18 protein-coding genes are annotated in these 22,171 nt (G+C 71.3%); 6 read left to right on the top strand and 12 right to left on the bottom strand.

Translation table 11 applies throughout. The annotated features are described in order from the left end of the window. Window positions 1-21 precede the first annotated feature (21 nt). Window positions 22-1,032 (top strand): LLM class flavin-dependent oxidoreductase, encoded by a 1,011-nt coding sequence (locus tag ACLQ3F_RS12010; protein WP_357264496.1) that lies wholly within the window; start codon window positions 22-24, stop codon window positions 1,030-1,032. Window positions 1,033-1,233: 201 nt separating this feature from the next. On the opposite strand, the gene ACLQ3F_RS12005 is transcribed toward ACLQ3F_RS12010, so the two are convergent. Together ACLQ3F_RS12005 and ACLQ3F_RS12000 are read right to left on the bottom strand one after the other, a co-directional pair. Then, window positions 1,234-3,510 (bottom strand): cellulose binding domain-containing protein, encoded by a 2,277-nt coding sequence (locus ACLQ3F_RS12005; RefSeq protein WP_425848624.1) that lies wholly within the window; start codon window positions 3,508-3,510, stop codon window positions 1,234-1,236. Window positions 3,511-3,924: 414 nt separating this feature from the next. Then, window positions 3,925-4,308 (bottom strand): hypothetical protein, encoded by a 384-nt coding sequence (locus ACLQ3F_RS12000; protein ID WP_357199486.1) that lies wholly within the window; start codon window positions 4,306-4,308, stop codon window positions 3,925-3,927. Window positions 4,309-4,500: 192 nt separating this feature from the next. Between ACLQ3F_RS12000 and ACLQ3F_RS11995 the strand changes: the two genes are divergently transcribed. Next, window positions 4,501-6,012 carry a pyridoxal-dependent decarboxylase gene (locus ACLQ3F_RS11995; protein ID WP_425848623.1) on the top strand — a complete coding sequence of 504 codons (1,512 nt, stop codon included), beginning with the start codon at window positions 4,501-4,503 and terminating at the stop codon, window positions 6,010-6,012. Between the two features lie 259 nt (window positions 6,013-6,271). Here the strand turns inward: ACLQ3F_RS11995 and ACLQ3F_RS11990 are convergent, their stop codons facing one another. Both ACLQ3F_RS11990 and ACLQ3F_RS11985 read right to left on the bottom strand, forming a co-directional pair. Then, window positions 6,272-7,267 carry a sulfite exporter TauE/SafE family protein gene (locus tag ACLQ3F_RS11990; RefSeq protein ID WP_425848738.1) on the bottom strand — a complete coding sequence of 332 codons (996 nt, stop codon included), beginning with the start codon at window positions 7,265-7,267 and terminating at the stop codon, window positions 6,272-6,274. A gap of 124 nt (window positions 7,268-7,391) precedes the next feature. Further along, window positions 7,392-7,856, bottom strand: a complete 465-nt coding sequence (locus ACLQ3F_RS11985) for an RrF2 family transcriptional regulator (RefSeq protein ID WP_355007608.1) — start codon at window positions 7,854-7,856, stop codon at window positions 7,392-7,394. Window positions 7,857-8,135: 279 nt separating this feature from the next. Between ACLQ3F_RS11985 and ACLQ3F_RS11980 the strand changes: the two genes are divergently transcribed. Next, on the top strand, window positions 8,136-8,804 hold the full coding sequence (locus ACLQ3F_RS11980) for a YceI family protein (RefSeq protein ID WP_355007609.1): 669 nt from the start codon (window positions 8,136-8,138) through the stop codon (window positions 8,802-8,804). Between the two features lie 82 nt (window positions 8,805-8,886). On the opposite strand, the gene ACLQ3F_RS11975 is transcribed toward ACLQ3F_RS11980, so the two are convergent. The 4 genes from ACLQ3F_RS11975 to ACLQ3F_RS11960 form a co-directional block, all read right to left on the bottom strand. Next, window positions 8,887-9,771 carry an acyl-CoA thioesterase gene (locus ACLQ3F_RS11975; RefSeq protein WP_425848621.1) on the bottom strand — a complete coding sequence of 295 codons (885 nt, stop codon included), beginning with the start codon at window positions 9,769-9,771 and terminating at the stop codon, window positions 8,887-8,889. Continuing rightward, window positions 9,768-11,216 (bottom strand): pyruvate kinase, encoded by a 1,449-nt coding sequence (gene pyk, locus ACLQ3F_RS11970; protein ID WP_357199496.1) that lies wholly within the window; start codon window positions 11,214-11,216, stop codon window positions 9,768-9,770. The genes ACLQ3F_RS11975 and pyk overlap by 4 nt, the downstream gene beginning before the upstream one ends. 270 nt (window positions 11,217-11,486) lie before the next feature. Beyond that, window positions 11,487-12,869, bottom strand: a complete 1,383-nt coding sequence (locus tag ACLQ3F_RS11965) for an FAD-binding oxidoreductase (protein WP_425848619.1) — start codon at window positions 12,867-12,869, stop codon at window positions 11,487-11,489. Between the two features lie 132 nt (window positions 12,870-13,001). After that, the gene (locus tag ACLQ3F_RS11960; protein ID WP_355007613.1) at window positions 13,002-13,364 is read right to left on the bottom strand and encodes a YciI family protein; all 363 of its coding nucleotides are present in this window, start codon (window positions 13,362-13,364) and stop codon (window positions 13,002-13,004) included. 242 nt (window positions 13,365-13,606) lie between these two features. On the opposite strand from ACLQ3F_RS11960, the gene ACLQ3F_RS11955 reads away from it, so the two are divergent. After that, window positions 13,607-14,479: an aldo/keto reductase gene (locus ACLQ3F_RS11955; RefSeq protein ID WP_357208511.1), complete on the top strand. Its 873-nt coding sequence runs from the start codon at window positions 13,607-13,609 to the stop codon at window positions 14,477-14,479. A 98-nt stretch (window positions 14,480-14,577) separates the two neighbouring features. On the opposite strand, the gene ACLQ3F_RS11950 is transcribed toward ACLQ3F_RS11955, so the two are convergent. From ACLQ3F_RS11950 to ACLQ3F_RS11940, 3 genes are all read right to left on the bottom strand, one after another. Beyond that, entirely contained in the window at window positions 14,578-14,982 is a 405-nt protein-coding gene (locus tag ACLQ3F_RS11950) for an effector-associated constant component EACC1 (RefSeq protein ID WP_357207656.1), read from the bottom strand. 14 nt (window positions 14,983-14,996) lie between these two features. Beyond that, window positions 14,997-17,201, bottom strand: coding sequence for a M48 family metalloprotease (locus ACLQ3F_RS11945; protein WP_425848617.1), 2,205 nt, complete (start codon window positions 17,199-17,201; stop codon window positions 14,997-14,999). 174 nt (window positions 17,202-17,375) lie between these two features. Next, window positions 17,376-18,161, bottom strand: coding sequence for an esterase/lipase family protein (locus tag ACLQ3F_RS11940; protein WP_357207652.1), 786 nt, complete (start codon window positions 18,159-18,161; stop codon window positions 17,376-17,378). 204 nt (window positions 18,162-18,365) lie between these two features. Between ACLQ3F_RS11940 and ACLQ3F_RS11935 the strand changes: the two genes are divergently transcribed. Then, on the top strand, window positions 18,366-19,724 hold the full coding sequence (locus tag ACLQ3F_RS11935) for a pentapeptide repeat-containing protein (protein WP_425848615.1): 1,359 nt from the start codon (window positions 18,366-18,368) through the stop codon (window positions 19,722-19,724). A 94-nt stretch (window positions 19,725-19,818) separates the two neighbouring features. On the opposite strand, the gene ACLQ3F_RS11930 is transcribed toward ACLQ3F_RS11935, so the two are convergent. Then, window positions 19,819-20,400, bottom strand: a complete 582-nt coding sequence (locus ACLQ3F_RS11930; RefSeq protein ID WP_366613268.1) for a TetR/AcrR family transcriptional regulator — start codon at window positions 20,398-20,400, stop codon at window positions 19,819-19,821. 222 nt (window positions 20,401-20,622) lie between these two features. Between ACLQ3F_RS11930 and ACLQ3F_RS11925 the strand changes: the two genes are divergently transcribed. After that, the gene (locus tag ACLQ3F_RS11925; protein WP_425848614.1) at window positions 20,623-22,089 is read left to right on the top strand and encodes an MFS transporter; all 1,467 of its coding nucleotides are present in this window, start codon (window positions 20,623-20,625) and stop codon (window positions 22,087-22,089) included. Window positions 22,090-22,171: the final 82 nt, after the last annotated feature.

Raw genomic sequence — 22,171 nt, 5'->3', positions numbered from 1 at the left:
GGTGGCGGGTTGGCTGACCGTGTGATCACCGTACCGTTGTCTGTTCTTGATCTTGCCCCGGTCGCCAAGGGCACCACCGCTGGCGCGGCGCTGCAGGCCACCACCGAGCTGGCCCGCCGCACCGAGGAGTTGGGCTACCACCGGTTCTGGGTGGCCGAGCACCACAACATGCCGGCGATCGCCAGCTCCGCCCCCGCGGTGCTGCTGGCGCACCTGGCGGCGAACACCTCGACGATCCGGCTGGGCTCGGGTGGGGTGATGCTGCCCAACCACGCGCCGCTGGTGGTGGCCGAGCAGTTCGGCACACTGGAGGCGTTGCACCCGGGTCGGATCGACCTGGGCATCGGGCGGGCGCCGGGAACCGACCAGGTGACCGCGCTGGCGTTGCGGCGCACCATGGAGGGCCTGTCGGCGGAGGGTTTCCCGCGCGAGCTGACGGACCTGATGAACTACTTCAGCGGGGAGAAGCCGGGGCAGATCATCGCCACGCCGGGTCGTGGTGAGCAGCCGGCCGTGTGGCTGTTGGGCTCCAGCGGTTTCAGCGCCCAGCTCGCCGGTCTGCTCGGTCTGCCGTTCTCCTTCGCGCACCACTTCAGCTCCCAGAACACCCTGCCGGCGTTGGCCCTGTACCGGCAGAACTTCCGGCCGTCGCAGTGGCTGGACAAGCCGTACGCGATGGTGGCGGTCAACGCGGTGTGCGCGGAGACCGACGAGCGGGCCGAGTGGTTGGCCGGGCCGAGCGCGCTGTCGTTCTTGAAGTTGCGCTCCGGGCGGCCGGAGCCGCTGTCCACGCCCGACGAGGCGGCGGCCTACCCGTACTCGGAGATCGAGCGGGAGTTCGTCGTGTCGCGCCGTGACGGTCAGGCGATGGGCTCGCCGGAGACGGTGCGTCGGCAGCTGACCGACCTGGTGGAGCGCACCGGCGCGGACGAGCTGATGCTGACCACGCTGGTGTACGACGTGCAGGACCGGGTGCGGTCGTACGAATTGATCGCCGAGCAGGTGGCGGGCGGTCTACGCCAGGGCGCGTGAAACACGATCTTCACGTCAGCGTCACCCCGCCGACCCGGACGGTGCCTAATGTTGGTTCCGGTGGTGGTACGGCATTCCCGGTCGGGACGGGTTGGGAATGCCGCGGTGTGGCGCACCGGGCCGGAGCTGAGCGGATTCCGCGGCTGCGGCCCGGTGCCTGCCACCCTAGGCGACCCCGCTCGGGACCGCCAGGGCTTCTCATCAACGTAGGTGAATGTCCGGCGTGGGTGGCGTGTTCATTCCGTTGCCGATGAAGAACCCCGGGTGCGGCGGTTGGTTGTAGGCGGTGTTCTGCCACGCGATCGCCACCCGATACTGCGGGTCGTGCATCAGGGTGTAGATCCGGGTGCTGGTCGGGGTGGGTGTGCTGTAGATGCGCAGCGCCCGACTGTCGGTGGTCCGCCAGATCACCTCCTCGCGCCAGTCGCCCAGGATGTCGCCGGAGAGCGCCGGCGTGGACTTGGTGCCGTTGTTGGACGCCACCCCGCTGCCGTCGAGCAGCCGGGTCTCGCCGCCGGTGCCGTACTTGTCGATCTTCGTGCCGTCGAGCAGTTCCCGCACCGGGTCGCCGTCCCACCAGGCGAGGAAGTTGGCCGAGGACGGTTTGCGTCCCACGTTCTGCCCCCTGGTGTTGGCCAGTCCGGCGACCGCTGACGACCACGACTCCGCACCGGGGCTGCCGGCCCAGATGTCCGCGGAGACGCCCCGGCCGTTGTCGCCGGACGCGGGCGTGGACCAGAGGACCTGACCGGTACGGGCGTCGGCGAAGTACGAGCTGGGCTTGCTGGCGTCCTCGTCGACCTTGAACACCTCCAGGCCGGCGCGGCCCGGGTCAAGGTCCCCCACGTGCATGGCGTCGCCGTGACCGTTGCCGGTCGAGTGGAGCAGCCGGCCGTTGTCGTCGATGGTGGCGGCCCCGTACACGATCTCCTGGCGACCGTCGGCGTCGACGTCGGCCACCGAGAGCTGGTGGTTGCCCTGACCCGCGGCGGCGCCGTTGCCGGAGGAGTTCGAGTCGAACGTCCAGCGCTTGGTCAGCGCGCCGTTGCGGAAGTCCCAGGCGGCGATCACCGCGCGCGTGTAGTAACCCCGGGCCATGATCAGCGAGGGGCGCTGCCCGTCCAGGTACGCCGTGCCGGCGAGGAACCGGTCCACCCGGTTGCCGTACGAGTCGCCCCAGGACGACACGGTGCCGCGCGGCGGGTCGTAGCTGACGGTGGAGGCGATCGCGCCGGTCTGCCCGTTGAACATGGTCAGGTACTCCGGGCCACTGAGCACGTAGCCGCTGGAGTTGCGGTAGTCCGCCGACGACGAGCCGATGAGCTGACCGGTGCCGGAGCGGGTGCCGTCGGCGGTCTTCATGGCCACCTCGGCACGGCCGTCGCCGTCGTAGTCGTACACCTGGAACTGGGTGTAGTGGGCGCCGGCCCGGATGTTGCGGCCCAGGTCGATGCGCCACAACCGGGTGCCGGTGAGCGTGTACGCGTCGACGTAGACGTTGCCGGTGTAGCCGGACTGGGAGTTGTCCTTGGCGTTCGACGGGTCCCACTTGAGCACGATCTCGTAGCTGCCGTCGCCGTTGAGGTCACCCACCGAGGCGTCGTTGGCGCTGTACGAGTAGCTCTCCCCGCTCGGGGTGGTGCCCCCGGCCGGGACCTGCAACGGCACGTCCAGGTAGCCCGCGCCGAACTGCAACGCCGGCGCCGACGCCGCCTGCTCGACGCCGCCCACCACAGCCCGCACCGTGTACGCCGAGCCGGCCGCCGCACCGCTGTCGAGGTAGTTGGTGGCACCGGTGATCGGGGTGGCGTTGACCTTGGTGGCTCCCCGGTAGAGGTTGAACTCCACCCCGGTGGTCTCGGTGCCGAGCAGCCGCCAGGAGACCAGGTTGCCGCTGCCGGAGCGGACGCTGACCAGCCCTCGGTCCAGCTTCTCCATCTGCACCACGCCGGCCGACGGCGGAGGCGTGGTCGGGGGTGGGGTGGTGGGTGGCGGCGTGGTGGGTGGCGGCGTGGTCGGGGGTGGGGTGGTCGGTGGCGGCGTGGTCGGCTCGTCGGTGGGTGGGGCTCCGGTGCAGGTGGCGCCGTTGAGCGCGAAGCTGCCCGGCACCGGGTTACTGCCGGTCCACGAACCGTTGAAGCCGAACGACGCGCTGCCGTTCGTGGCGATGGCGGTGTTGTGGTCGACATTGCGCGCGGTCACCTGGGCGCCGGACTGGGTGACGGCGGCGTTCCACGCCTGGGTGACCTGCTGGCCCGCGGCGTACGACCAGGTGACGGCCCACCCGTTGACCGGGTCGCCGAGGTTGGTGACTGTGACGTTGGCGCCGAAGCCGCCCTGCCACTGGTTGGTGATCTGATAGTCGACCCGGCAGCCGACGGCGGCGGCCGAGGCGACGACCGCGCCGAGGGTGCCGGCCACGACGGTGGCCGCCGTCGTGGCCGCGAGCAGGATCAGCCGATGTCTGGACGGGTGCATGCGCTGCCTCCGGGGATCCGGTGATGATCGCCACGACCCACCGGCCCTGCCCGGGAAGCACAGTGGACCAACCAACCGCGACGACGGCGGACGGCGATCTGATCGGGGTGGAACGCCCTGGAACTCACGGATCCGACTCACCGCGCATCGTATGGCAAGCGCTTTCCGAGACGCAACATCGATGCCTGTCACATCGTTGCACGTGGCGACTGCCGTTGGCGGGACGAGGGGCGTCCTGAGGAATCGACACGGACGAGCATGGGACCCAGCCCACCGCACAGAGAGTCGACTACAGTGCCAGGAAGTCGACCAGAATTGTCGACCGCCACATCAGCATATCTGATCAGAGCACACGCAAAGCCCGGCCCTCGGACACTTCATCCGTCGAGCCGGGCATCTTCTAAATCGCGTTAGTCAGCAGTTCTGATTGACGATGCGCGCGGAGTTGCCATCGGAGATCCGGATCCATTTGTAGGCGGCCGAAGTCTGCAGCAAGTCACCGGTGTAACGGTAGTAGTTGCCGGTGCACTGCAAAGCGAACGTGTCAGTGTCCTTCTTGTACTTGGTGGACACTTCACCTGGCTTGAGCAGGTAAGTCTTGCCGCAGGAGCCAGTCCCGTCGCACCAGTCCGCGATAGACACCGGGTGTGCAGAATCATTGCGCACGACGCCACAGCCCGCGATTGAACAGTTGCCGGCCAGCGCCGGGCCAGCGCCGAAAAGTGACGCAGCAGCCACCGCCGCAGTCGTCAAGAACCCCGCCGTCACCAGCCGAGCAATCCCCCGATTTTTCGCCATTAGCTATTGCCTTCCTTCCATGAAACAAACCTTCTTGGACACCGAACCTAGCGTGAACTTTCTGCAAGGTCAACCGCCCGGGCATATCGATGTCGGCGTTACAGGGGAGTGGCGATGGCGGATGTCATGTGTTATGAGCATCGATCCGGCAGACCCCTTGTTTCGAGCACGCCAGCATGATCAACTGATCAGATGGCGCCGCACATGGATCCCGACGAGTTCCGTCGCGCCGGCCACGCCGTCGTCGACTGGATCGCCGACTACTGGGCGACAGTGGAGCAACGACCGGTCGCCCCGGCCGACCCCCCGGGCACAGTGGCCGCTGCCCTGCCCAGCGAGCCCCCCACCACCGGCGGCGAACCGGTCGAGGCGATCCTCGCCGACCTTGACTCGATCGTCGTACCAGGGCTGACCCACTGGCAGCACCCGGGCTTCTTCGGCTACTTCCCTGCCAACACCTCCGGCCCGAGCGTGCTCGGCGACCTGGTCAGCTCCGGGCTTGGCGTACAGGGCATGCTCTGGGCCTCCAGCCCGGCCTGCACCGAGCTGGAAACGGTGATGATGGACTGGCTGGCCCACCTGATGGACCTGCCACAGCGGTTCCGCTCCACCGGCGCCGGCGGTGGGGTCATCCAGGACTCGGCGTCCTCAGCGACGCTGGTCGCCACCCTGGCCGCACTGCACCGGGCCAGCGGCGGACGCTGGCGGCACACCGGCATCGACCGGCGCTACCGCGCCTACACCTCCATCCACGGGCACTCGTCCATCGAGAAGGCGGTGCGGATCGCCGGGCTGGGCAGCGACGGAACCCGGTCGGTCGAGGTGGACCCGGACACCGAGGCGATGCTGCCAGGCGCGTTGCGGGCCGCCATCGAAGCCGACCTGGTCGCCGGTGACGTGCCGGCCATCGTGGTGGCGACCATCGGCACCACCTCCACCACCGCCATCGACCCGCTGCCGGAAATCGGAGCCATCTGCGCCGAGTACGGGATCTGGCTGCACGTGGACGCCGCGTACGCGGGCGCCGCCGCCGTCTGCCCCGAACTACGGTGGACGCACGCCGGCCTGGAGTACGCCGACTCCTACTGCTTCGACCCGCACAAGTGGCTGCTCACCGGCTTCGACTGCGACGCGTTCTGGGTGGCCGACCGGGCCGAACTGATCGAGGCGCTGACCGTACTGCCGGAGTTCCTGCGCAACGCGGCCTCCGAATCCGGCGCGGTGATCGACTACCGGGACTGGCAGGTTCCGCTCGGCCGGCGGTTCCGGTCCCTCAAGCTGTGGTTCGTGCTGCGCTGGTACGGCGCCGAAGGCCTGCGGGCACACATCCGCTCCGGGATGGCGCTGGCCGAACGGTTCGCCGAGCGAGTCCGCGCCGACGACCGGTTCGAGGTGGTCGCGGCGCACCCGTTCTCACTGGTCTGCTTCCGACTGCTGGCCGACGACGACACCAACGCGGCGTTGCTGGCCTCGGTGAACGCCACGGGACGCGTGCACCTGACGCACACCCGGGTCGCCGGCCGCTACACGCTGCGGCTGGCGGTCGGCTCGCCCCAGACCACCGAAGCGCACACCGACGAAGCCTGGACTTTGCTCTCCGAGACTGCCACCACCCTGCTCACCCCTGACCCGCCCTCGCCCCACGCGCTCCCCCGCCCGCGCCCACGCCGCGCGCCCACGCCAAGGTCTGCGCAACTTCGCTGATGTTGCTGCCTCCGCCGCGCGAGAGGCAGCAACATCCCTGATGTTGTGCGGATCTTGGGGACGAACACCGTGCCCGACCAACCGGGGCCGGGGATTTAGGGCGCCCACCGCCGTCAAGGTCACGCTCGATCCTGGATGTAGTGGCCACGACGAGCTGGGATGCCACTACATCCAGGATGTTGCGCGATCTTGGTGAGTCAGTCGCGCCGATGACGACGTTCGAGCCGGCATCGGCGGGTGGACGGGCGCAACGCGCGGTTCAGCGTGGGGTGGGCGTACCCGTTGCGGCCAGATCGGCAGGGACCTCGCCGACGGATGCAGCGTCGGAGGCCTCGGCGGGAACACCGACAGCGATGGCGGGAGCGGCGGCGGGAGCGGCGGCGGCTTCGGCGCGGGCGCGGCGGGTACGGCGTAGGGCACGGACGGCCAACACCAGGGCGGCCAGCCAGCCGGCGGCCAGCAGGGCGTACAGGGCGGGGCGGGCCGGACCGTCCAGTTCGGCGGAGCGGATCAGGGTGCGGGCGTTGGTCAGCACGATCACGCCGCCGACTGCCGCGCCGAGCAGTTGGGCGGGCACGATTCGCACCAGCCAGGCGGCCAGCGGGGCGGCGATGAGGCCGCCGATGAGCAGTGCGGCGACGGTGGGGAGCAGGAATCCCTCCGAGCCCAGCCCGATCAGGAAGCCGATGCTGGCCGCGCCGGCCACGACGAACTCGGCGGTGTCCACGGAACCGATCACCTTGCGGGGTTCCATGCGGCCGGAGACCAGCAGCGCGGGGGTGGCCACCGGGCCCCATCCGCCGCCGCCGGTCGCGTCGACGAAGCCGGCGACCAGGCCCAGGGGGCCGAGGAAACGACCGCGGAGCCGTCCGCCGACCCGGTCGGTGCGCAGTGGTCGGGCGAAGCGGATCAGGAGGTACGCGCCGAGCGTGAAGAGGATGCCGGCCATCCACGGTGCGGCGGCTTCGGTGGAGATGGAGCTGAGCAGGGTGGCTCCGGCGAAGGCGCCGACAGCGCCGGGTAGGGCGATGCGGGTCACCACCCGCCAGTCGACGTTGCCGAACCGCCAGTGCGCTACCCCTGCGGCGAGCGTGGTGCCGATCTCGGCCAGGTGCACCGAGGCCGAGGCGGCGGCCGGGGCGACCCCGGCGACCAGCAGCAGAGTGGACGAGGTCAAGCCGTATGCCATGCCGAGCGAACCATCGATCAGTTGCGCGACGAGCCCGACCAGAGCGAGGACCAACAGCTTGCGCACGAGCGCCCCCAGACTTTTCGGCATCTCCTATCGACTTGGTCGACAATGCGGGATGGGGCAGCCAGGGTCAAGCCCCCGATCGGTGGATGGGACGCGGACGTGTGGCCGTGAGGCGAGCCGGCGCTCAGATCCAGGCGCGCGGGTCGGCGGCCAGCTCGGTGACCCGCGCGGGCAGGTTGCCGGCGGCGACGTCAGCGACGCTGACCAGTTCCAGGATCTCCCGCTCGCTTGCCCGTAGCGCGATCCAGACTTCCTGGAGGGCCTGTGCCGGGCCGTGGTAGCCGAGCTGCTCGGGGCGTTGCCCGCGTACGTGGGCGAGGGGCCCGTCGATCACCCGGATGACCTCGGCGAGGGAGATCTCCTCGGCGGGGCGGGCCAGCCAGTAGCCGCCCTCCGGGCCACGCTGCGCGTGCACGATGCCGCCCCGGCGCAGTTGGAGAAGGATGCTCTCCAGGAACTTCGGCGGGATCTCCTGGGCGCGGGCGATCTGGTCGGCCGTCACCGGCCGGCCGCGCCCGGGGCCGCTGGCCGTCGCGGCGAGTTCGGCGGCCGCGCGGAGGGCGTAGTCGACCCGAGCGGAGAGGCGCATGTCGGCAAGGTTAGTCGCTGGTCAACCGGGCGGGCGGGCGACCCTCGGCCGATCGGCCACGCATCGATGGGAAGTAGCGCCGCTGGAACCCGGCCGAGACCGTTGGACGGCCGCCGGTCGGGACTGCTGAAGTCCGTCATGATCCACCGTGCGGTGGCGGCGGAAATGCCGTTCCGGAGCGTCCCTATGCTGGGCGTGAGTACGAATGTCTGGCCGTTTACCCGGCCGCCAGCAACATATTGATAAACACCCGGGTGCGCTCGGGGGGAAGGCAACACGATGACCGATATCGCCACACGCACCTGGGACGGCATGACCATCCCGGTGGCCGGCACCTATCTTCTCGATCAGGCGCACAAGCGGATCGGTTTTCTGTCCCGGCACATGATGGTCAGCCCGGTGCGCGGCGAGTTCGCCGAGGCCACGGCGGAGATCTTCGTGGCGGAGGACCCGCTGCTCTCCTCGGTGACGGCCACCATCATGTCGGCCAGCATCACCACCGGAAGTGTCGACCGGGACACGCATCTGAAGAGTGCCGACTTCCTCGACGTGGAGCGTTTTCCCACCCTCGAATATCGAAGCACCGGCATTAAGTGGCAGGGCAACGAGGACCCTATATTCCAGTGGGCGCGCCTGCGCAACCATCGGTTGGGCGGGCGAGGCCGAAGTCACATTGTTCCGCCGCAGTCCGACGGCATTCCCGGACGATTCGTCCTCACCGGTGAGTTGACAGTGAAGGGGATCACCCGGCCCGTCGACCTGGTGGTGAATTTTGGTGGTGCCCGTCAGGATCCGTACGGGCAGAACATCTTCGGATTCAGCGCGACGGCCGAGATGAACCGTGAGGACTACGGTCTGCTCTGGAATGTCGTCCTGGAGAGCGGCGGGGTGCTGGTCGGCAAGACGGTGCAGATCGAGATCGCCGGCGAGGCCATCTATCAGGCCTGAACCACGTCATCCCCGCCAGTTGCCTGGCGGGGACGAGCGACGGGATTGAGCGACAACCACCCGGCGAGGCCGAGCGACAGCGTCAGGCGCCGACGCGGCGCAGCAGACCCTCCTGGACGGCGCTGGCGATCTGCCGGCCGTCCGTGGTGAACATCCGGCCGGTGGCCAGCCCGCGCGCCCCGGACGCCGACGGGCTCAGGCAGTCGTAGAGGAACCACTCGTCGGCCCGGAACGGCCGGTGGAACCACAGCGCGTGGTCCAGGCTCGCGCCGACCAACCCGCCCGGCCCCCACACCTCGCCGTGCGCGGAGAGCACCGAGTCCAGCAGGGTGAGGTCCGAGGCGTAGGTGAGCGCGCAGGCGTGCAGCAGGGGGTCGTCGGGCAGTTTGCCGTCGATGCGCATCCAGACGCGCTGGTGCGGGTCGGCGGGCCGGTCGCCGGGGCGGACCCAGCCGGGCTCACCCACGTAGCGCACGTCGATCGGTCGTGGGATCTGGCCCCAGATGCCCAGCCGCTCCGGGTAGCGGGAGAGCCGGTCGGTCATCGTCGGCACGTCCTGCGGCGGGGGTACGTCCAGCGGGGCCGGGGCCTGGTGGTCCAAGCCCTCCTCGGCCCGCTGGAACGACGCCGACATGAAGAAGATCGGCTTGCCGTGCTGGAGGGCCACCGCGCGGCGGACCGAGAAGGACCGGCCGTCGCGGATGTTCTCCACCTCGTACGCGATCGGTTCGACCGGGTCGCCGGGGCGGACGAAGTAGCCGTGCAGCGAGTGCACGAACCGCTCCGGGTCGACGGTGCGGCCGGCGGCGACCAGTGCCTGACCGGCGACCTGGCCGCCGTACACCCGTTGTGGGCCGACCTGGGGGCTCATCCCCCGGAAGGTCATCTCGCCGGTCGGGTCGAGGTCCAGCACCTCCAGCAGCTGGTCAACCGCCGCCTGGCCGACCGCGACCCGACCGTCGCTCACTGCAGGGCCCGAGCCGACGCGGCGTCGACCAGCGAGCCGAGCTGGTGTACGCGCAGCGTGTTGGTCGAACCGGGAGTGCCGGGCGGGCTACCCGCCACGATGACCACGTAGTCACCGGGGTTGGCCCGGTCGAGGCCGAGCAGCGCCTGGTCGACCTGGCGGAACATGTCGTCGGTGTGCTGCACGAACGGCATCAGGAAGGTCTCCACGCCCCAGGTGAGGGCGAGCTGGTCGCGCACCTCGGGGACCGGCGTGAAGGCCAGCAGCGGCAGGTCGCAGTGCAGGCGGGACAGCCGTCGCACGGTGTCGCCGGTCTGCGAGAACGCGACGAGCGCCTTGGCGTTGATGGCCCGGGCGATCGACGAGGCGGCCACCGTGAGGGCGCCACCGTGGGTACGCGGGTCGTGCTGAAGGCGCGGCACCCCGATGGAACCGGCTTCGGTGGTCGTCACGATCTTGGCCATGGTGCTGACGGTGAGCACCGGATACTTGCCGACGCTGGTCTCGCCGGAGAGCATGACCGCGTCCGCGCCGTCGAGCACCGCGTTGGCGACGTCGGAGGCCTCCGCGCGGGTGGGGCGGGAGTTCTCGATCATGGAGTCGAGCATCTGGGTGGCCACGATGACGGGCTTGGCGTTCTCCCGGCACAGCTGCACGGCGCGCTTCTGCACCAGCGGGACCTCGTCCAGCGGCATCTCGACACCGAGGTCACCGCGGGCGACCATGACGCCGTCGAAGGCTAGCACGATGGCCTCCAGGTGCTCGACCGCCTCCGGCTTCTCCACCTTGGCGAGCACCGGCCGGAACACGCCTTCCTCGGCCATGATCCCGTGCACGAGCTTGATGTCCTCGGCCGAGCGGACGAAGGAGAGCGCCACCAGGTCGACACCGAGACCGAGGGAGAAGCGCAGGTCCTCGGCGTCCTTGTCCGACATGGCGGGCACGCTGACCGCCACGTTGGGCAGCGACACGCCCTTGTTGTTGGAGACCGGGCCGCCCTCGGTGACGAGGCAGCGGATGTCGTTGCCGGTGACGTCGGTGACCTCGACGGCGACCCGACCGTCGTCGATCAGCAGGCGGTCACCGGGCTTCACCTCCTGCGGCAGCTTGCGGTAGGTGCAGGAGACCCGCTCCTTGGTGCCGAGGACGTCGTCGCCGGTGATGACGACGGTGTCACCGGTGCGCCACTCGTGGGGGCCGTCGGCGAACCGACCGAGCCGGATCTTGGGGCCCTGCAGGTCGGCGAGGACGGCGACCGGCTTTCCCGTTGCCTCCGACGCCTCCCGGACCAGTCGGTAGACCGCCTCGTGGTCGGCGTGACTGCCGTGGCTGAAGTTGAGCCTCGCCACGTTCATGCCGGCCTCGACAAGACCCCGGATGCGCTCCGGGGACGAGGTGGCGGGACCCAGAGTGCAGACGATCTTTACGCGGCGTGTCACGCCCATCAGGCTAGTCTCTCCTTCAGGTCGGACTCGGGGCCGACCCCTTGCAGGCAGCGGAACAGTTGTCCAACGACGCGCGGCGCGCGTCGGGCCGGCGGGCGGAACCGCACCGGGAACGTTGTGGCGACGGGCATCAGCGACCGCGCGCCGGGAATCGTACGCCTCCGTCGGCGTGCGCTGTCGGGGTGCTCCCGGCGGCGGCTCATTCCGGGTGCCCCGGGGAGGGCAGGCGGCGGCTCGTTCCGGGTACCTCGGGATACCGCGGGCGGCTGCTCATTCGGGGTGCTCCGGGGGTGGCAGGGTGGGCACCGCGTGCAGCAGGTGGCGGGGGTCGTAGCGGCGCTTGGCCCGGCGCAGCCGTGCCCAGTTCGCGCCGTAGGCGAGCCGGACCCGGTCGGTCTCCTCCGGGGCGAGCAGGTTGGGGTAACCGCCGGGCAGGGCGTGCGGGGCGAGCGCCGCGGAGGTCCGCTCGGCCCACTCGCGGTGCGGACCGGCGTCGGCGCCGGGCGCCCACACCGCGATGATCTCGGCCATCAGGTGATCGGCCCGCAGCCCGAACGCCGTGTCGGCGGATCGGACCCGGGTGGCCGCGCCGTGGAAGTGGTGCACGGCCAGCGCGGAGAACGGCGAGGTGACCTGCCGGGCCGCGTCGACGAGCGTGTCCACAGCGCCGTCGGTGAGCGCGGGCAACCACCGGGTCCGCAGCAGGTAGTGGTTGCCGTCGACCATCCCACCGTCGAACATCCGCAGCGCGTCCGCGTACGGCATCGGGCCGATCTGGTCGACCAGCGGGGTGCCCAGCGCGCGCAGCCGGTCCATCCACGGCGCCCCGGCGTCCAGGTCGGAGCCGCTGTAGAACGGGCAGACGAAGATCACCGGCTCGCCGGCCGGGCCGGGCAGGAAGCCGGCCATCACGGTCAGCTCGTCCGGAGCCTCGGCGACCAGCGCGCCATAGCCGCGCAGCACGGCCGGCGCCTCGGAGAGCGCGAACATGATCATCCCGGCCAGCACGCCGGGCAGCCGGTGCGCGCGGAAGCGCAGCTCGGTGACGATGCCGAGGTTGCCACCGCCGCCCCGCAACGCCCAGTACAGCTCGGCGTCGTGCCGGGAGTCGGCGGTGACCCGGCGGCCGTCGGCGAGAACCACCTCCGCGCCGAGCAGGTTGTCCAGGGCCAGACCGAACCTGCCGCACAGCGGGCCGTACCCGCCGGCGAGGGTGAGCCCGGCCATCCCCACGGCGCCGACCACGCCGGTGGGGACCACCAGGTCGTACTCGCGGGCGGCGGCGAGCAGCTCGGCCGCCGTGACGCCGCCGCCGATGGTCACAGTGGCCGCGTTCGGGTCGACCCGGACGGCGCGCAGCCCGGTCAGATCGAGCGCCAGAGCGCCGTCGCGCAGCGCCCGGCCGGCCCAGTCGTGGCCTCCGGAGCGGACCGAGAGGGGCAGGTGGCACCGGGTGGCGATGCAGACCGCCTCGGCCACCTCGTCGGAGTCCCGAATTGCGGCGACCAGCGCGGGTGTGCGGGCCACAGCGCCGTTCCAGAGCTGGGTGGTGACGGCGTAACCGGGATCGCCCGGCTCGTGCAGCCGGTCGCCGAGCAGGGCACGCAGTCGGGCGGCGGCCGACGCGACATCGGGGGTGGCGGCGGAGATCATGGCGACTCCTCGACCGGGGCCGACCCACGACACCGGGTACGCCCCGGCGGCGGCCCGCGCTGGGCGCGACCGTAGCACCGGCAGGCGGTCGAGCGCCGTCGCCATCACGACAGCCACCGATGGACCGGCGGCTCAGCTGTCCGCCTTGACCAGCGGGAACTCCAGGGAACCGGCCGGGCAGAGGAAGGTCAGCACCTCCACCCGGTACAGCCCGGCCTGCACCGCCGGGTCGGCCTCCAGCACGCTGCGGACATCCTCGACGCTGCCGGTACGGGCCAGACCGAAGCCGATCGGCGGATCCGGCTCGCGCGCCGGCCCGTCCACCGAGCCGGCGACCAGGACGATGCCGCGTCGCTGCAACGCCTGCATGTGTTCGGCGTGCTCGGCCTGCAACCGTTGCACGGTCTCCGGGGGCAGGGCCCGCCCGGCCGCGCCGGGATAGATCACGATGCACTCGTACGTGTCGAGCGCGAAGTTGACCTGCGGCACTCCCATGGGTGCTCCCTCCGCCGTCGCGCCGGAACGCACCGGCTCCGGCCAGCGTCGCACGGACACCCCGGTCGTACCGGGCGCTTCCCGGCAACTCGCTTCGGCGCGCTGACGGCGTGTCCGCGCCCACACTCGGCCGACTGGCGGCATGGCGGCAGGGTTCCGGGGGATGATCCATCGGTGGCGGGTGGGCTCTTCACGCCCGCGCTGTCCAGGCCCGCCACGAAGAGACGATTGGGGATCGGGCAATGGCGACAAATATCAGTGAGCAGCCCGCGAAGGCGTCCGGCACGTACCGGATCGGTGGCGATGTCACAGTCAACCGGCTCGGCTACGGGGCCATGCAGATCACCGGCCCGGGTGTCTGGGGTGACCCGAAGGACCCGGCCGAGGCGGTTCGCGTGCTGCGCCGTGCGGTCGAGCTGGGCGTGACGTTCATCGACACCGCCGACTCGTACGGGCCGTTCGTCTCGGAGATGTTGATCCGGGAGGCGCTGCACCCGTACGCCGATGACCTGGTGATCGCGACCAAGGCCGGGCTGAGCCGCTCCGGCCCCGGCGACTGGCGTGCGCTGGGCCGCCCGGAGTACCTGCGCCAGCAGTGCGAGCTGAGCCTGCGTCACCTCGGCCTGGACAGCATCCCGCTGTACCAGCTGCACCGGATCGACCCGAAGGTGCCGCTCGCCGATCAGCTCGGCGAGCTGGCGCTGCTGCGGGAGGAAGGCAAGATCCAGCACATCGGGCTGTCCGAGGTCAGCGTCGCGCAGATCGAGGAGTCCCAGGCGATCACCACTATCGCGTCGGTGCAGAACCTGTACAACCTCGCCAACCGCAGCGCCGAGGACGTGCTGGAGTTCTGCGAACGCAACGACCTCGCGTTCATCCCGTGGTTCCCGATCGCGACCGGTGAGCTGGCCCGCCCGGGCGGCCCACTGGACGCCATCTCCAACGCGCACGGCGCGTCGCCCGCCCAGCTCGCGCTGGCCTGGCTGCTGCGCCGCTCGCCGGTGATGCTGCCGATCCCCGGCACGTCCTCGGTGGCGCACCTGGAGGAGAACGTGGCCGCGGCCGACGTGCGGCTCACCGACGACGAGTTCGAGGCACTCGCCAAGGCGAGCTGACCAACCGGTCCGGACGCCGCCGGGTCAGCCGGCGGCGTCCGGACCGAGGGACGGTGCCGGGGCAGCCCGGGGCGTCCGGGCAGCGGGACGCCGTCGGTTCAGCCGGCGGCATCCGAGCCGGGCTCCGAGCCTGGCTCCCGGGCGGCGCGAAGTGCCTCCGTCGCCTGGGCCAGCAGCCGCGCCGAGTCGGTGCGCCCGCTCACCTGCAATTCCACTTCGGTGTCCCCGGCCTGGATCCGGATGCTGGCCTCGGTGCGCTGCTGGTCGACCCAGGACTGCAACAGGTTGAACAGCCCCGGAAGCAGCCCCTGGGCCAGCACCGCGATGATCACCGCGTCGCTGAAGCCCGGCCGGCCCCCGCCGCCGCCGGCCGTGCGCACCACCGGCCGGTATTCGGGGCGGCGGTGGATCCAGGTCAGCAGATCGACCGAGGGAGACTGCCGCTGCCGGGGGTTGATGGTCAGCCGGACGGGCAGCCGGGCTGCGGCGTCGCTGTCGGTCACGGTCTGTCTCCCGGTCAGTTGTCGGAGGGTCGGAAGGTGACGTCGTCCCCGTCGGCGGCGGCGACGCCCGTGACGGTCAGGGCGTCGTCGTCGGTGAACGGTGAGCTGCTGCCGAAGTACGTGGTGGTGCCGCTGACCTGCACTCTGCCCTGGGTCTCCACCGGGGTGGACACCCGGGCGGTGCTCGGGCCGGTCAGTTCGACGGCGATTTTCGGGTACTCCAGGATCTTCCAGGTGACCTTCTGCGTGGTGCCGCCGTAGTAGCGGAACGGGCAGCCGGGTGGTGCGGCCACGGTCTGCTTCGCGCACTCGTCCAACCAGGCGCGTACCCGGGCCTCGACCGCTTCGATCGCCGCCGGCTTGAGCACCGGCGCCAGTTGCAGGGTGGCGGCGGTCTCCCCCGGGCCCACCAGCACTGTCTCGCCCGGCGTCTCGCTGAGCGCGCTGGACGGGCCGGTCGCGGTGTAGCCGCCGGGCAGCAGCACCAGCGGCGGGCCTTCGGTGGCGACCGGCAGCTCCACCCCGTTGAGCCGCACCCCGGGGTCGGCGATCGCGGCGTTGAGCGGGGTGGGCCCACCGCTCAACCGCCAGCCGTGGAAGAGGCCAGCGGTGGTCTCGTCCTCGCGGCGCAGGGTGAGGGTGCTGCTCTGGCGCGCGTCACCCAGCCGGTACGCCACGGTGGCGGTGGCGGTGTCGCCGTCGCGCTCCAACGAGCTGATCTCGACGTCGGTCGGTGGTTGGTAGCCCTTGCCGCGCAGCAGTTTGGCGAGAAGGTCGCGGTCGGTGCCGTTGCCCTGGTCGGTCAGGTAACCGAGGGCGGCCTCGCTGTCCCGGTCGGCGAGCGCGGAAAAGTAGCCGTCGATCGCCGCCTGGGGGCGGAAGAACGCCCACTGCACCACGCCGAGGCCGCTGGTGCCGAGGCAGGCGACCAGGGTGACGGCGCCGACCAGCAGCAACGTGCGGCGGGTGCCGACCGGGCCGGAGTCGTTGAACAGCCGGTCGACGGTGACGGGCTCGGTCGCGCCGGCGGGCGTACCGGCCACCGAGGCCCGCTCCAACGCGTCGAGCCGCAGCTCGTGCGGCGGGTGGGTGGCGCAGACCGCCTCGTCCCAGCCGCTGCGGCCGGTCTCGAAGGACAGCCGCCGTTCCAGAATGCGCCGCAGCCCGTCGGCGTGCCCGGTGAGCACGGCGCCGAGGTCGGCCCGGTACTCGGCCGCGCGCACGTCGCGGGCGTGCAGCGGCAGCACCACGTACCGCATGGTGAGCAGCACCGGCCAGAAGAGCACGAAGACCACGAAGTTGGTGCCCGGATGGGGGAACGTCCGCATCAGCCAGGTCGGCAGGGCGTGCGCGAGGGTCAGTGGCAGGCCGACACCGCGGACGAAGGCGCTGGTGATCTCGTCCCCGGTGCGCCAGTGCACCAGTTCGTGGCTGAGCAGCGCGGCCACCTCGTCGTCCGGTTCGGCCAGCACGGCGGTGGTGACCACCACGTGCCGGGCGTACGTGCGGGCGTTGCTCAGGACCGGGTCGTCCTCCATGAGCAGCCGGGGCACGCTGGGCAGGCCGAGCCGTCGGGCGCAGTCGTCGAGCACGGGGCGAAGCCGCGCGTACTCACGGCGGCTGGGCTGCCGCGCACCAGAGACGACCAGCAGGCGGGGTTCGAGCAGCACCCGGTAGAGCGTGTAGAGGACCCCGATCAGCGCCGCCGCGACGACAGTGCCGATCAGGCCGGTGAGCAGCGCGAAGGGCTCGTCGGCAACGCCCATCCAGGGCAGGGCCAGCACGGCGAGGAAGCCGACCAGGAAGCCGATGGCGAAGCCGGCGACGCCGCCGAGCATCCCGCCGGAGCGGGTCAGGAACGCCTCGACCAGGGGGCCGATGAGCGGGACGTCGCGCAGCACCTGGGGCACCTGGTCGTCGGCGCCGGTCCCGACGGCGAAGAGCCCGACGACGCCGAACGTGAGACCGCCCCAGAACGCCAGGAGCAGCGCGACCGGCAGGTAGAACCAGGTGGCGAGGAACGCGCCGAGCACGCCGCGCCAGTCCCGCAGGATCCCGGCACGCAGCCAGACCAGCGCGCTCGGGTAGCCCGGTGGGCGGTCGGCGAACCCGCCGGTGGGTGGCGGGGTGTCGGCCGACGGCGGTTGGGCGGCCCGGACGTCGAGCTGCGGCACGGTCGGCGGGGTGTTCTCCGGCGGCACTGTGGGCGGCTCGGTCATGAGCGCTGCTCCTTCTCGGCGGGCGTCGTCCACTGTCGGGAATGGACAGCCGGAGCAGGCTATCGAGGGCATCTGATGTCTGCCACACCGTTTCCGGGGATCGTCGCGCACCCGACACTCCGCGTCGCGGGTGCGGTGCGGCGGTCCCCTTCGGGACCGCCGCACCGGAGCGGGTCAGAGCGCGAGGCAGTTGGGTCGCACCGAGCCGTCGACCAGGGCGCCGCGCACGATGGTGTACGCGGTGCCGTCGAGCACCAGACCGAGGTGCCCCACCACCCGCAGCGGGCAGTACGACTGGATCAGCACGTTCGTCGCGCCGTCGTTGACGGCGGCGTTTCCGGTCGGGCGGACCAACTCGTCCTGGAGGGTGCGGATGGTGGTGTAGCGCACCGCGCCCGGGGTGTCGTCGCCGGCGTTGAGGTCGGCGAGGAATGCCGAGCCGATTGTCATCTGCTGGCAGGCCACGACGCCGGCGCAACTGCCCAGGCCCAGGAACGCCACGATGTTGGCGACGTACGTGCCGTACTGGGGTGTGCCCAGGCTGACGTAGCGACCGACGGTGGCGGTGCCGCCGAGCCGCTTGAGGTAGTACCTGCTGACCAGGCCCCCTTCGGAGTGGGCGACGACGTCCACGCTTGCCGCACCGGTGGTGGCGCGTACCTGGTCGACGTAGTTGGCGAACGCGCGCGCCGAGGTGGGGATGTCACCGAGGCCCAGCCCGGGTAGTTGGTAGATGAAGGCGCGGTAGCCGTCGGCGCGCAGCCGGGCGGCGATCGGCTCGTACGCGACGGCGACGCCGCTGAGCCCGCCGACCACGATCACGGGGTTGGCCGCCGCGGCGGCGAAGGGCGTCGTGCTGGTGGCGGTGGTGGAAGCGGGGGCGGCGGTCGCCGTGGCGGTGGACGCGAGAAGCGCGGCGGTGGCGAGGGCCAGGACGAGGGCGGTCTTTCGGAGCAGCATGGCTGCACCTCCGGGGGGAGGCACCCGGCGAACCGGGCAGGTGGGTGGGGGTGTCCGGTCGACCGTGCGACGATCATGCCCGCAACAATTTAGAAACGTCAATGACTTGTTACGCGCCGGTAACCCGTTGTTCCGGCGGGGGCGTAAACGGTCATACCGCTCCGCTCCATATCGGACGTTGCCGGTCGCTGGCATGCTGTCGCCGTGGCTGTCGATGAACCCACCGAGCGCGAGCTGCGGGTAATGCCGTGGTGGCTGGTCCTGGTTGGCCTGCTGGTCGCCATCGCCCTGGGCTGGCTGGTGCTGGACCTGCTGCTCAGCGAGGCCGACCGGGCCAGCCAACCGGACACCCGCGCCACGCTGCGCATCGACGCGATCCGCACCGGCCTGACCGTCGTCGCCGGCACCGGCGGAGGGCTCGCACTGCTGCTCGCCGCCCGCCGCCAGTGGATCGCCGAACGCGCGCAACGGCACGAGGAGAGCGTCGCCGCACGCGACCAGGTGCACCGGGACCGGGTGCAGGCACACGCCGAAGCGGTGGCCGAGGCCGCGCAGCGCCACCAGGACCGGCAGTCCGGGGCCGCCGAGCACGACGCGGCGGAGCGTAGACTGACCGAGCTCTACACCCGGGCGGTCGAGCTGCTCGGCAACGACAGCGCGGCGGTACGCCTCGGCGGCCTGCACGCGCTGGAACGCCTCGGCCAGGACAACCCGGGGCAGCGCCCGACCATCGCAGCGGTGCTGTGCGCGTACCTGCGGATGCCGGCGCCTGACGCCGAGCCGCGCGAGACGGAGGTCCGGCGCAGCGCGCAGCGCGTGCTGACCCGGCACCTGCGCGCGGACGACGCGGCCCACTGGCCGGAGCTGACGCTCGACCTGGCCGGCGCCACGCTCGTCGACTTCGACGCCGCCGGTTGCACGCTCGTCGACGCGACCTTCAGCGATGCGGTGTTCACCGGTACGACCACCTTCGCGGGCGCGACGTCGCGGGGGCGGCTGCTGTTCGGTGCGGCGACCTTCGACGAGGTGGTCTTCGACGGGCTCGTGGCCGGCGGCGAGGTCGTCCTCGACGGCATTCGCGTCGGCGGCGAGGCCAGCTTCGACGGTGCCGCCTTTCCCGGCGGTCTGTCCTGCCGGCGAGCCGGCTTCACCGGCCCGACCTCGTTCCGCCGGGTGACCTTCGGCCAGCCGACCAGCTTCGACGCGACCCGCTTCGAGGACGTCACCTCGTTCCGGGAGGCCGTCTTCGAGGGCGCCCTGTCGATGGAGCACACCGAGTTCGGCCGGTCGGCAAGCTTCCACGCCGTCCGCTTCACGAACATGGCGCTGTTCCGCTGGACGGTGTTCGGCGCGGAGGCGCTGTTCGACAGGGCCCGCTTCGTCGACGCCGCGAACTTCGGCCGGGCCCGGTTCCACAGCATGGTCAGCTTCCGTGACACCGAGTTCAGCCGGCCACCGCAGGTCGAGCAGGCCCGGGCGGTGGCCGACAGTGGCCACCGCTGGCCGGAGGGCACGACAGTGGAGCGCCTCGACGACGAGTGGCTGCTGCTGGTCGACCGCTGATCGGCGGGGCGGGCGGTCAGCGCCGCCCGATCCGGCGGGGCGTCAGCGCGGCGTGCTCGGGTCAGGCGTCAGCGCCGCGCGGTCGGACAGAGCGTCAGCGCGGTGTGGCGGGCGGGCGCAGCCCGTCCAGGGCCACGCCGAGCACCCGGTCACGCTGCTCGGGTGACGGGAACTGGGCCATGGTCAGGCCACTGATCAGCCGCACCACGTCGTCGAAGCCGATGTCGTCACGAACCACACCGGCGACCTGCGCGCGACGCATCAGCGGCTCACCGGCGGAGAAGATCTCCGCCCGGCAGCTGGTGAAGATCTCGGAGTCGTGCAGCAGTTGCTCGGCGAGCGCCCGCTTGGTGGCGACGTACGCGACGAAGCGGTGCAGCCAGGCGACGAGCGCGTCCCAGGGTGGCAGCTCGGCCAGACCCTCGGCGGAGTGACACAGCGCCCGGACCTCCTCGACGTAGACGGCCTCGAACAGGTGCCGGCGGGTCGGGAAGTTGCGGTAGAGCGTGCCGATGCCCACGCCGGCCCGGCGGGCCACGTCCTCCAGGGAGGCGGCGGCGCCGTTCTCGGCGAACGCCTCGCGCGCAGCCGCTATCAGGGCGTCGTAGTTACGCCGCGCGTCGGCCCGCTTGGGCCGCTGGGCGAAGACCTCGGGCGCCTGCCCCGGGCTGGTCATGACGTGCGTCACCTCACTCTGCTTGCATCCGGAGGACGCCCTCCGCTAGCTTAGCGGAGGCACCCCTCCGGAATCCCGGAGGCCTGCCTCCGGTTACTCTACCTCGGGACCCGCCCGATCGCCGCCTGGCCACCCCGATCGCCCGGACCCCGACAGACCACCCCGTCACGGACGACGGGCGACAAGCCTTCATTCCCGTACGTAATCAGGGAGTTTTCTCTCGTGGCAGTGACCTCCCGGCGCAGCTCGCGTCGGCTCACCTTCACCGTGCTCGCGGCCGGCGCCGGGTTCTTCGCGATGCTCCAGTCGCTGATCACCCCGGTGCTGCCGACCATCCAGCAGGACCTGCACACCACCCAGAACACAGTGACCTGGGTCCTGACCGCCTACCTGCTCAGCGCGTCGATCTTCACGCCGATCCTCGGACGCGTCGGCGACATGGTCGGCAAGGAGCGGATGCTTGTCGTCTCGCTCGCCGCCCTCGCCCTCGGCTGCCTGCTGGCCGCCATCGCGCCGAACATCAGCGTCCTCATTCTCGCCCGGGTCGTGCAGGGCATCGGCGGGGCCGTCTTCCCGCTGTCCTTCGGCATCATCCGCGACGAGTTCCCGGCTGCCCGGGTCTCCACAGCGGTGGCCGCCATCTCGGCCATCGTCGCCGTCGGCGGCGGCCTGGGCATCGTGCTGGCCGGCCCGATCGTCAGCACCCTGGACTACCGCTGGCTGTTCTGGATCCCGATGATCGTGGTCGGACTGACCGCCGTGGCCGCGCACCTGTTCGTGCCCGAGTCGCCGGTCCGCACCCCCGGTCGCATCGACTGGCGCGCCACACTGCTGCTCTCCGGCTGGCTTGTCGCGTTGCTGCTGCCGATCAGCCAGGGCGCGGCGTGGGGCTGGACCTCCGCCCGGGTGCTCGGTCTGCTGGCGCTCGCCGTGGTGCTCCTGTTCGGCTGGCTGGTCACCGAGGTGCGCTCGGCCAACCCGCTGATCGACATGCGGATGATGCGCCTGCCCGGCGTTTGGACCACCAACCTGGTTGCCCTGCTCTACGGCGCGTCGATGTTCTCCGTGTACGCGTTCCTTCCCCAGTTCGTGCAGACCCCCACCGTCGCCGGCTACGGCTTCGGCGCCAGCATCAGCCAGGCTGGTCTGCTCATGCTGCCGATGCTCGTCGCGATGTTCGTCGCCGGCATCGTGGCCGGCCGCCTGCAGGCCGTCTTCAGCGCCAAGGCGCAGCTCACCACCGGTGCCACCCTCAACGTGGCCGCCGCCGCGATGCTCGCCACCGCGCACGACACCCGCTGGGAGGTCGCCATCGCCGGCGGCCTGGTCGGCCTCGGCATCGGCCTGGCCTTCGCCTCGATGGCCAACCTGATCGTCGCCAGCGTGCCCGCCAGCCAGACCGGCGTGGCGACCGGCATGAACGCCAACATCCGCACCATCGGCGGCGCGATCGGCGCGGCAGTGGTCAGCGGTGTGATCACCGCCCACCCGCAGGCCAACGGTCTGCCCCGGGAGGCCGGCTTCACGACGGGGTTTCTCGTCCTCACGGCGATCGCCCTGGCCGCCGCGCTCGCGGCCCTCGCCGTCCCGTCCGCCCGGCGGGCGTCGGCCGGTCGCCGGCCGTCCGCCGCGACGATCGTCGAGTCGGAGCTAGCCGGCGAGTTCGCCACCATGCCGGCAACCCGCTGACGGAACGCGTCGCGGGGCCGGGGGGGGGGCCCCCCCGCCGCGGCGCCGTCCCGCGGACAGAGGCCCCCCCCCCCGCCGCCGG

It is taken from the genome of Micromonospora sp. DT15, assembly GCF_049841475.1.
Lineage (GTDB): Bacteria > Actinomycetota > Actinomycetes > Mycobacteriales > Micromonosporaceae > Micromonospora.
Note: the sequence above shows the minus strand (reverse complement) of the source record. Positions and strands in the feature narration are given on the sequence as shown.